This window comes from Frankia torreyi (assembly GCF_000948395.1).
Taxonomy (GTDB): Bacteria; Actinomycetota; Actinomycetes; order Frankiales; family Frankiaceae; genus Frankia; species Frankia torreyi.
In genome coordinates this window covers 1-9,992 of sequence record NZ_JYFN01000109.1, presented here as the reverse complement: position 1 = coordinate 9,992, position 9,992 = coordinate 1, and the positions used below count along the sequence as shown (strand labels likewise).

At 69.6% G+C, this 9,992-nt stretch carries 7 protein-coding genes; 4 read left to right on the top strand and 3 right to left on the bottom strand.

From position 1 onward, the window contains the following. A partial coding sequence (locus tag FF36_RS30595; RefSeq protein ID WP_044888694.1) for a transposase occupies positions 1-369 on the top strand: 369 nt, incomplete at its 5' end. A 17-nt stretch (positions 370-386) separates the two neighbouring features. On the opposite strand, the gene FF36_RS36280 is transcribed toward FF36_RS30595, so the two are convergent. From FF36_RS36280 to FF36_RS30585, 3 genes are all read right to left on the bottom strand, one after another. Continuing rightward, complete coding sequence (locus FF36_RS36280; protein WP_199865563.1) at positions 387-836, bottom strand: hypothetical protein; 450 nt, start codon at positions 834-836, stop codon at positions 387-389. A gap of 43 nt (positions 837-879) precedes the next feature. Further along, complete coding sequence (locus FF36_RS30590; RefSeq protein ID WP_044888693.1) at positions 880-1,200, bottom strand: FAD-binding oxidoreductase; 321 nt, start codon at positions 1,198-1,200, stop codon at positions 880-882. Positions 1,201-1,266: 66 nt separating this feature from the next. Beyond that, entirely contained in the window at positions 1,267-2,643 is a 1,377-nt protein-coding gene (locus FF36_RS30585) for a hypothetical protein (RefSeq protein WP_128423443.1), read from the bottom strand. Between the two features lie 436 nt (positions 2,644-3,079). On the opposite strand from FF36_RS30585, the gene FF36_RS30580 reads away from it, so the two are divergent. The 3 genes from FF36_RS30580 to FF36_RS36575 all read left to right on the top strand — a co-directional run. Continuing rightward, the gene (locus tag FF36_RS30580; RefSeq protein WP_044888691.1) at positions 3,080-3,463 is read left to right on the top strand and encodes an effector-associated domain EAD1-containing protein; all 384 of its coding nucleotides are present in this window, start codon (positions 3,080-3,082) and stop codon (positions 3,461-3,463) included. Between the two features lie 4,036 nt (positions 3,464-7,499). Further along, complete coding sequence (locus FF36_RS41350) at positions 7,500-9,476, top strand: helicase HerA domain-containing protein (RefSeq protein WP_422615131.1); 1,977 nt, start codon at positions 7,500-7,502, stop codon at positions 9,474-9,476. Positions 9,477-9,536: 60 nt separating this feature from the next. Further along, positions 9,537-9,992 (top strand): hypothetical protein (locus FF36_RS36575; RefSeq protein WP_479686806.1); only part of this gene is annotated, 456 nt, incomplete at its 3' end.

The window sequence follows — 9,992 nt, the reverse complement described above, 5'->3', positions numbered from 1 at the left end:
GAGTACCGGGATCTGATCGTGGCGGCGCACCGCCGGTTGGGCCGGCCGGTCGTGCTGGTCTGGGATAGTTTGAACACCCATCGATGCGCGGAAATGCTCGCGTTCATCGCGGCGAACTCCCTGTGGCTGACCGTGATCCGGTTGCCGTCGTACAGCCCGGAGCTGAATCCAGTGGAATCTGTCTGGTCGCTGTTGAAACGCGGGGAGATCGCCAACCGGGTCCTGGTCGACGTCGATCATCTCACCAGTCTGGTCCGACGCGGCATGAGCCGGGTCGGACACCGTCCTGACCTGCTCGAGGGCTGCCTGGCGGGCACCGGGTTGACCTTGACACCATCCCATGATCAATCAGCCGACCTCGCGCATTAAAGGTCGGTAGCGCACCGTCACCACCGAATATGCGCCAGAGCCGTTGTTCTTACACTCCCCGACCCGGAACCCCCGTAACCAGACCCCGACCATTCAAGCTCTGTAGCTGTCCGGTCCAGATGCCGATGCGGAAGGTCTTGGCCGCTGTGAAGCCCTGCTGCTCGTAGTAGCGCACGAGTCGTCCGTCGCCGCCGGCCCCAGGACAGCGACCCGATGCGGTGCCCGGCGGCGAATGCCACCAGCGCGGTGTAGTGATCCGGCGCCTCAAGATCCAGCTCGCCCGACACGCAGGCACGGGCGAGGCCGAGCTCGCCGGGCGCCGACACCAGATGTGCGACCGCCTTCGGGCTGTTCACGCGAACGTGCACGGTGGCGTCGTCGGGTCCCGCGGCCGAGCCGTCGTAGGCGGTGAAACGGACCGGTGCCTGAATGGCCAGCGCCAACGCGTCGGCGACCGGCCGGCTCACGGGTTCTTCCTCTCGACGCCGCTGCTGCGTCGACCCGCCCCTGTCATCGTCCCTCAACAGTCTTGGCATAGAAATCCAGCAGTCGCCCGTCTGGGTCGTAGGCCTTCTTCAACGCCGTGTACTCCGTGCCCCCGTAGGTGTCCCCGAACTCCTCGCGGGAGTAGAACGACGTGCTGTACAACGACTTGCGGCCACCGAGGTCCGCGACGAGGCGTTCGAGGAGACGGTTGTGCGCGTCGCGGGGTTCGCCGGGCGCGAGCCCCACCAACGACCAGATACCGACGTTCACGTACAGCTCGGCGGGGTCCACGCGGTACAGCGGCCAGACTGCAGCGGGGTCCCGCGCAAGCAGCGGAACAGCCACGCCGGCGCGATCGGTGGCCGTGATGTACGGTGAAGGCGGTGTCGACGACCGGCACCCGGTCCCAGCCTATGGTGCGCCGAACATATGTTGTTGCCGAACCCGGTAGAGCTGGGTGAGGGATATCGCTGCATGGGGCAGGAATCTCCGGCCAGCCATGTCGGGAACGGTCTCCCATGGCCCTCGGCTCCACGCCTCGAGCACGGAACTCACATTCTCCTCCGTCAACTCGAGCCACTCTATGCGACCACTCTCAAAGGAGCTGTGCGCGCCGCGGATCCGCCTGGCGATCTCGTTCTCGCTGAGGTCGGTCTGCGCGTGTGCGAAGAAATAGCCCTGCGCCTCCGGCAGATAGTACCCAAACCAGGAGAAGATGATATCGCCGACCAGGTCCTCCTTCTCGATCTGCAGCTCCTCAGACAAGGCGCGGCGGGCGAGAACGAAACAGTTCTCCTGCTTCGTCTCGGTCGGCCGAAAATTCATCGTCTCATGGGGCCCCACCTGAAAATATTCCTGCCAGGTCCGGACACCCGCGGTCCGCTTGATCAGCAGCACCTTTCCGCTGCGGCTACTCACCGTTATGTTCAACGCGATATTCGAGTTGGGCGCCCCCGCAATAACCGCCGCCAGTCCACCGTGCAGGGAGCCGCCGTCGGCATTAGTGATCCGCGAGGCCAACGTGTCGTAGATATCCCGATGATCGCGCATGATATCCCGGATGACGACGTTCTGGTAGTACCAGCCGCCGGTCACCGTGATAATAAGCTGCGAACCCTGGTCCTCCCGAGTGTCCAGGTCGAAGCCGACCAGCGAGGAGCACTGGCTGCCTTTCCCGCCGCTCTCCCCCAGCACCATCTCCTGGTAGCGCTCGATCATTTCGTCCGGGACCCAGTTCTGTGCGGTACGCCGGAGCCGTCTGACCTCCCCGACGTTGTCGTGCTCGTCCAGCACGCGATTCGCGTTCCACCGGGTTATCTCGTAGAAACCGACGTCCGCCGGGTTGAAGTCAAGCTCCGGCAGGTCGATATACAGCGGCTCGGCGCCGAGATAGTTGAGATACTCCGCCGGCCGCCGTCCTGACATTCTTTCGCCGGCGCTCTGAAAACAGTCGGCCATCACCCGGTAAAGAGATTCAAGGAACAACTGGCGGTCTTGAATTCTGTCTGGGAGCCTCTTGTCACGCTTCAGCGGGTTCAGCCAGGCAAAGATGTCTTCGGCGGTCCACGTCTCGACACTGTTCCATGACGCGGACTCCAGGATCTTGCGCTGCACGAGGTCGGCCAGGTGTTCGCGAGTGAGGTAGCCGCCTTCGTAGGGAGAAAACGCCCCACGCCGGTGATGTACTCTCCCCAGCCCCGCGCACAGAGCGCGCCGGTCGCCATCGACAGCATCCTTGAGTTGCTTATGCAGCGTCGGCAGGTCGAGGTTTTCTGAACTCGAGCTCACACGCGGAAAATACCGCGGTCACGGGTGGCCCCACAAGGACGCCCGACGGGGCCCGTGCCTTCGGCCGCGTCCGCCCGGCTGAGCCAGTGGGGGCATCGCCCGCGATCACCGACGCGGAGGAGCCCACCGGTCCGATTCGTGGGGGATGATCGCCGAGAAGGCACGAAAAGCCAGGTCGTGGCCCCTCAGGCGTCCCCCCTGAAGCGAGTCCGAGAGCTCAGAGCTGCCCCTACATTGAGCGCAGACGAACGCTCATGCTTGTCCCCGGGACCCGGCTCGGGTGCCCGAGGACCCTGGCGCCACCGACCAGCTCCCGCAGGAAGACAGCGGACGGACGCCAGGGCTGACCCCACTAAGGAGGCAGCCCATGGATACCGGACGCCACCGCCCCACACCATCACCTCGGCCGAGGGTGCACACATCCGCACCGCGGCCGATGAACGGCGGTGACCTGGCCTACGGCGTGTTGCTCTGCGCACTTGTGCTGGAGGCGCGACGGTGGCGCTCCAGCCGGGACCGGGTCAGGAGCCCGGTCCGAGCCGGCCGGCGCGCCGCCGAGCTCGATGCGGCCGAGCCTCTGAGCAGCGCCGAGGTGACGGCGCTCGCGACGGTGTTCGGGGCTCCGGACGCGGCGGCCCTGCTGTTGCGAAGGGCCGGCCTGGCGCCGGAGGCGTTCCCGGCCTTCACTCCAGGTATCCAGGCGCTGACTTTCTGGTCCGCCGTGGGGCTCGAACTTGGCCACGGGCGCGCGCCTGGCGGCCGGCGGCGGCTGCTCACGGAGGCGGCGGCCCTCTATCCTGGCAACCGCGTCTTCCGCTGACGGTCCGGTGGCGCCCTGGCGAGGCACGTCCCGTGCCCAGACCCCGAAACCATTCCAGACCACAGAACGATTTCATGGTACGGAGTACGGCGGCGGACGATCCTTCTAGGGTACTTCTGCGCGGTTTGTCTTTTTCGTCGTTTGCGATGAAGAAGACAAACCGCGCAGGTCAAAAGAGTTCCACCTACGTGCCTCCGCGCCAGCCGGCCTACGAGAATTTTCTGAAGATCGGCTTAATGCGAGATTTATCCCGCACTCGGCACCTAGACTTGGCTTCGTTCACCATCGCGTGAAGCGGCTGCCGCAGCGGCACCGCAAACTCCGACAGTCGCGTCAGGACGGCAATCCGGGGGCTGTGTTATGTCCGAGTCCGTGTTCCCGATTTCACCACCGCACACACGCGAGATCGCGCACCTTCTTTACGTGCCGGGGTGCCGCCTGGGGTGGGCGCCCGATCCGGCACCCGTACCCGAACCGGCGCGGCCCGATCCAGACAACGACGCCGATGAAGCCATCGCCCGCGAGCCGGCCGGCGTGGTCCGGCCCGCCGCGCACCCGAAAGGGGGACCACGGCAGGGGCCTCCGCGGGTGGCGGGCACACCGCGCCGGCGCGGATGGCGCCGGGCGCCCCGCTACCCACCGTTGTGGTCACTTATCGGGGGCTCGGCCGCGGCGCTCACGGTTGACCACCAGGTCTCGAGGGTCTGGTTGGTGGTCGTAACACTTGCGACGGCGCTCGTCGTCTTCAGGCTCTTCATCTCGGCAAAGAACAAGGATCACAGCGCATTCAGGTGGCTGCTCACGTCGCCGCTTCGCCTGAGCCTCAGCGCGTTCAGCCTCGCTGGCGTCGCCTCCGTCTACCTGATTCTCCGCGGCGAAACGAGGCCCCTGTTCATCGGCACCGTCGCGGCGGCCGCGGTACTCGGTGGTTGGCTGACGCTACCGCCGGTGATCCGCACCTTCCGGTCGGCTCGTGGCCGTAGGCCAGCCGGCGAACGGCCGCTCAGGGCGATTCCCCACGACGATGCGAACGCCTACGCGGCGGAGCCGGGCGCCGAGCCGTCGGGGGCCGTCCCGATCCATGTCGTGCCATCCGGGCCGCAACCGTCCGGCGCCCTGCCCCTGTCACGCCGGGTGCCAGCTGGCAGGCCGTCGCGGCTGCGCCCAGTCGCCTGGTCGAATCCACCTTGGCTCGTGGACGTCTTCGGTGGGCAGCGCACCGACGACCACGACGACGGAAGAGCTGGCCTGCTGGCGGTCCACATCCTGTCGTTGCTGGCCGGCGGACACCGGGTCTGGATGGCCGATCTCTCGGAGGACGACCTGTCCGGCATGGCGGCCGTGTACGCCGCGGCGGCCGGCGTGCCCGTGACCCATCACGACGTCCTGGGGTCCGTCGGCGCGTCGCCACTGATCGCCGATCTTCCCAATCATGTGTATCCACAGATCATCGCCAAGGCGGTCGGGGCGCTTCGTCGCCATGATGACGGTCGGGTCGAGCACCTGGCGGAGATGCTCCAGGATGTCGCGGACCGGTTGTCCCCGCATCGAACCATCACGTTCGGCCTTCTCGTCGACGCGTTGTTCGTCCTCAGCGGCAGGTCCGACAGCCGCCGCGGGCTGCTGTCCGCCGACGAAGAGCATGCGCTCACCTGGGCGATGGACGTCCTGGTCCCGGCGGGCAGCAGCAGAGTGGACGACCTGCAGCTGTTGTGCGGGGCACTCGGCCCGCTGGCCCGCGCGGACGACCGCGAGCACACGGTCTCCGCGGAACCGGCCCGGCCGATCAGCTGGCGGCCGACAGAGGGGCTGCACGTGCTCGAGGTGGCGACGGCCGACGAGGGCGATCCCGCGAAAGACCTCGTCGATCAGCTCGTCATCCAGCGGGCCATCTGGGAGGTGGGCCGACGGTGGCGCGCGGCGCTCGCCCCCGACCACCGCCCAGTTCACGGCCCCGCTGACGTCATGGTGCTCAGTCTGGGCCAGGCCCGGGTCGACCCGGCGCACATCAAGCGGCTGCGCGCGGCCTGCNAGCGCGCGGGCATCGGCCTGCTGACGTTCTTCGACGACTTCGACGACACCGCGAAGGAGATCTACAACACCAGGAGCGGCTTGAGTCTGTTCATGCGATTGGGCAGCGGGGCGCATGCCGCCGCGGAGGCGATCGGTCACGAGCACACTTACCAGCGCGCCGACATCGGCAAGGAGCTCAGCCTGACGGCGACCGAGACCGACACGGTTGGCGAGTCGACGCAGGGCGGGACGTCAAAGACGGTCGGGTCCAACAAAAGCCACACCTGGGGTCACGACTCGCCGATCAATCCGATTCCGGACTCCGTCGCGGTAGCACGGGCCAGAGAGCGCGCGACGACGACCACCCGCATGACCGGCATCGAGCGCAGCGCCTCCCAGGCGCTGGCGTGGGTGCACGGCTCCCACGAGGGCTGGCATCGTGTCTACGACCATCGTGTCGAGGCCGTGACGCTCCAACAGCTCTATCCCCACGAGGCCCTCGCCGTGCACAGCCACGGGATAGAAGCGATGGACTGCAACCCCGCGCTCGCACTGCTCCCCTTCGTGGTCGAGCCCGCGCGGCGGGTGGGCGACCCAGCACCGGCGGTCGGCGGGCGCCGGCCGAGCTCCGAGCTCCGGACGCCGCCCCCGCGGCCGCGTAGACCAGCGATCCCGGGCTTCGGCCAGGCCCGCGAGACGCTGCCCGGTCCCGACACCGACGGTGCCGGACTCCTCGACTGGCCGCAACCACCGGTCGCCAGCCGCCGGCCGCGCCCCTGGCTGCGGCGCCCCTCAGCTCCCTCGTTCAGGGGGCCTGATGGCCCTCACTGACGGGATGGCCTTCCACCGGCTGACGTGCGCACCGAGACCCACGCGCCAGGGCGGCGCCGACGACACCCCGGCGGCGCTGGTCGCCGCGCTGGCCGGGCTGCATGCCGACCTCAGCGGGCCGCTCTCGCCGGGTGACCTGGTCGCGGCGGCGAGGCCAGCGTTCGCCGTTGCCTGGCTGCGCCGCCCCGGTCGGTCGAGCATGGACTTCCTGGTGGGCGGCCGGCCGGGAGTCGCCGTCGTGCCCTGGCACGGCGGAGGTGGGTACGCGGCGGGCGGGGGCACCGAGCGACCGGTGCATTATCCTCCCGGCGCCACGGGGTCTGCGCTGCCCAGCGACCAGACGGCCGACTGGCTGCGCGAGCTGCCTTTCTGGGTGCGCTGCGCCGGCGCGCCAGATGCGCTCTGGGCCGCCGGATCCGGTGCGTCGTCGGGAGCCGCAGGCGGAAGCGGTGCGGGCAACGGCGGGGCGGGTGGCTCGCCGGGCGGGCGAGCCGACGGCCGGCCGGCGCGGACCTCCTTCGACACCTATGCCGCGTACTTCGACGAGCCGTTCGGCTGGCTCGTCGTCGCCGAGCCGCTGCCGCCGGAGGTCCTGGCCGTCGAACTCGGCGCGACGGTACGTGCGGGCGCCGCGCATAAGCGCCAGGAGGGCGTCGCGGAGGCGCGCGCCGCGGTCGACAGAGCCGACGCCCGCTACCGAGAGCTCAGTACGGTCGGCACCATCGGCGTCTGGGCCGTACATGTCCTCGCCGCGGGACGCACCCCCGCCAGGGCCTGGTCGATGGCCGGCCTGCTGTGCGGGGCGAGCGACCTGGAGTCGCTGCCGTACGCACTTCGGCCCGCAGGCGCGGCCACGGCATTCGACGATGTCGGCGACGGCGACCGGCCCCCCGCCGGGGAGCCGTTCCACAGCGAGGCCCAGCGTGCCCCCCACGGGCCTGCCGGCTCGGGCGCGTTCCGCCCGCCCGCCGGCGACGCGGCCCCGGCGATGCAGGCGAGGCGGCCGGGGAACCTTGAGCCCCGGTTCCGGTCACCGCTGCTGGGCACCGCCCATCTGCTCGCCGCCATCGCCCGGCCACCCCGCCGCGAGCTGCCGGGCATCAGGCTGGTCGTGCCGCACNCCTTTGACGTCNCCCCGGAGGGGCCCGCCGGCCCCGACGGCGAGGCAGGCACCGGGTACCCGCTGGGCCAGGTGCTCACTGCCGCCCGCACCGATGCCGGCCCGGTGCTCGTCTCGGCCAGCACGCTCAACCGGCACGCATTCGTATGCGGCGCGACCGGCTCTGGCAAATCCCAGACGGTTCGCTGGCTGCTCGAAAACCTGTCCACCGGTCGGGACCGGCAAGTGCCGTGGCTGGTCATCGAGCCAGCGAAGGCGGAGTACGCCCGGATGGCGGGCCGGTTAAGCGCCGGAGCGGCACCGCTGCTGATCCGTCCCGGCGAACTCGACGTGCCTCCCGCCGGGCTCAACCCGATGGAGCCGGAGCCGGACTTCCCGTTGCAGAGTCACATCGACCTCCTCCGGGCGCTGTTTCTCGCGGCGTTCGAGGCCGAGGAGCCGTTTCCCCAGGTCCTGTCGCTTGCAATGACCCGTGTCTACGCGGATGCAGGCTTCAATCTGGTAACCGGCCACGCCGGCCCGAGCAGCAGCAAGACGGACCGCCGCCCGCGGTACCCGACGCTTCGCGAGTTGCAGGCCGCGGCCAGCCGGGTCGTCGACGAGATCGGCTACGGCCCGGAGACCGAGGCCGACGTGCGCGGTTTCATCGACATCCGGATCGGCAGCCTCCGTGAGGGCACCTCCGGCCGGTTCTTCGAGGGCGGTCACCCGCTGGACATCGGCCGACTGCGAGATCGTGACGTCATCCTGGAACTGGAGGACCTCACGAACGATCAGGACAAGGCATTCCTGATGGGTACCGTCATACTCCGGATCGTCGAGCACCTGCGCGTCAAGTATGGCCGCGGCGGGCCGGGCGAGCTCCAGCACGTCATGGTGATCGAGGAGGCACACCGGCTCCTGAAGAACGCGCCCGACGGCCCAGCCGCGGCCGCGGTGGAGTTGTTTGCCACCCTGCTCGCCGAAATCCGCGCCTATGGGGAGGGCGTCGCCGTCGTCGAGCAGATCCCGGCCAAGGTCATCCCCGATGTCGTCAAGAACAGCGCGTTGAAGGTGATGCACCGGCTACCGGGTGCGGACGACCGCGCGTTCGTTGGCGCGGCGATGAACCTGCAGCCGGAGCAGTCCGAGCAGGTGGTCGCGCTTCCGCCGGGCGAGGCGGCGGTCACCGTGGATGGCATGGACTTCCCGGTACTGGTCCGGGTGCCGTTCGGTGAGGAGCGCGAGAAACGGGACGGCGCATCCGGTGCCGACCCACCGCTGGTGGCTTCCCGGAGCCGGCTCTGCCCCGCGGAGTGCCTGCGGCTGCCGTGCACGCTGCGACAGATCGACGCCGCCAACGGGCTGGCGAAGACCCCGGTTGTCACCACGTGGACAGAGGCCGCCGTAGTCGCGCACCTGGTCGGGCGCAACGCGGTCGGGCCGAGCCCGCGGGTGCGCCAGACTCTCGGCAAATTCGCCGGTCAGGCTCCCCTCGTCTGCGCGCTCGTGAGCGCCGTCGACCGCGCGGTCGACGCTCGGCGGGCGCTTCTGCGCACCTGGGTGGACCCGGACGCCTTCGCGGACCACATCCTGGCGGTCCTTCGCGGGCAGCTGGCCACCGAACCAGCGGACCCATTCGGCCGGGGCCGAGTGGACCGTTGTGACGCGTCGCGCTGGGCGGGCGGCCCCTATCGATGGTCGGACGTGCTGCAGACCCTGCGAGCCGAGCCACCGGACGCGCCGCGCCACCCCAGCACCGACGAGTGGACGCGGCGCGGCCTCTGGATCGACGCTCCCACCGCCGCGCGACAGCTGGCCCTACTCCTGACGGCGCCCGAGTACGGCGAAGGCGGGGACGACGTGCTGGTGGGCGACACCGCGGCAAGTGGACTGCTGGCGGCCACGGCAGCGCTCGCCTCCGGCCCGACGCTCGAGCGCCAGATCAGCGCCGCGTTCGAAGCCGCCTGCCCGCGGCCCATCAACGGGGACCTCGGATATCTGGTCGCAGGCGCCGCACGCGATATCGAGCGCCGGCGCACCGGGCAGACCGACCTCGGCGGCGCCTGACGGGCAGACACGGACCAGCCGGCAACAGACGGCCGCTCAATTGACAAGGAGAAGAAAGAGATGGGTAGTGAGCTGAAGGTCGGCGCCTTCGCCGAACTGAAAGTCGGCCGGGCGGAATCACCCGGCGGCAAGCGGGGTGTGGAAAATCGAGCGGACCGCGCCGCCGAGATGCCCGACGACTGCACGTGTTCCGACGGGCCCAACGCCGACGGGCAGCAGCTGGACTCCGCGTCCACCCAGCGCATGTTCACGTCGAACAAAGGACCCGCGGAACGCCGCCGCTGGGAGCGGGTGCCACCCAATGACCCGCCCACGGAGCAGGCCCAGCCCACCGAGCCCGCACCGGAGGGCCCGGACACGCAGGCCCAGAGCCCAGACGGGCCTGACGGGCCTGACGGCGCCATGGGCGCGGACGGCAGCGGGGCCGCGGACGGCGGCGGTGCGGACGGCGGAGGAGGGGGAGGAGGAGGCGGAGGGGGAGGAGGAGGCGGAGGGGGAGGAGGAGGCGGAGGGGGC

Excerpts from the sequence above, each read along its gene's own strand:
- FF36_RS30580 (WP_044888691.1), top strand. The coding sequence starts at position 3,080 with ATGAACGGCGGTGACCTGGCCTACGGCGTGTTGCTCTGCGCACTTGTG.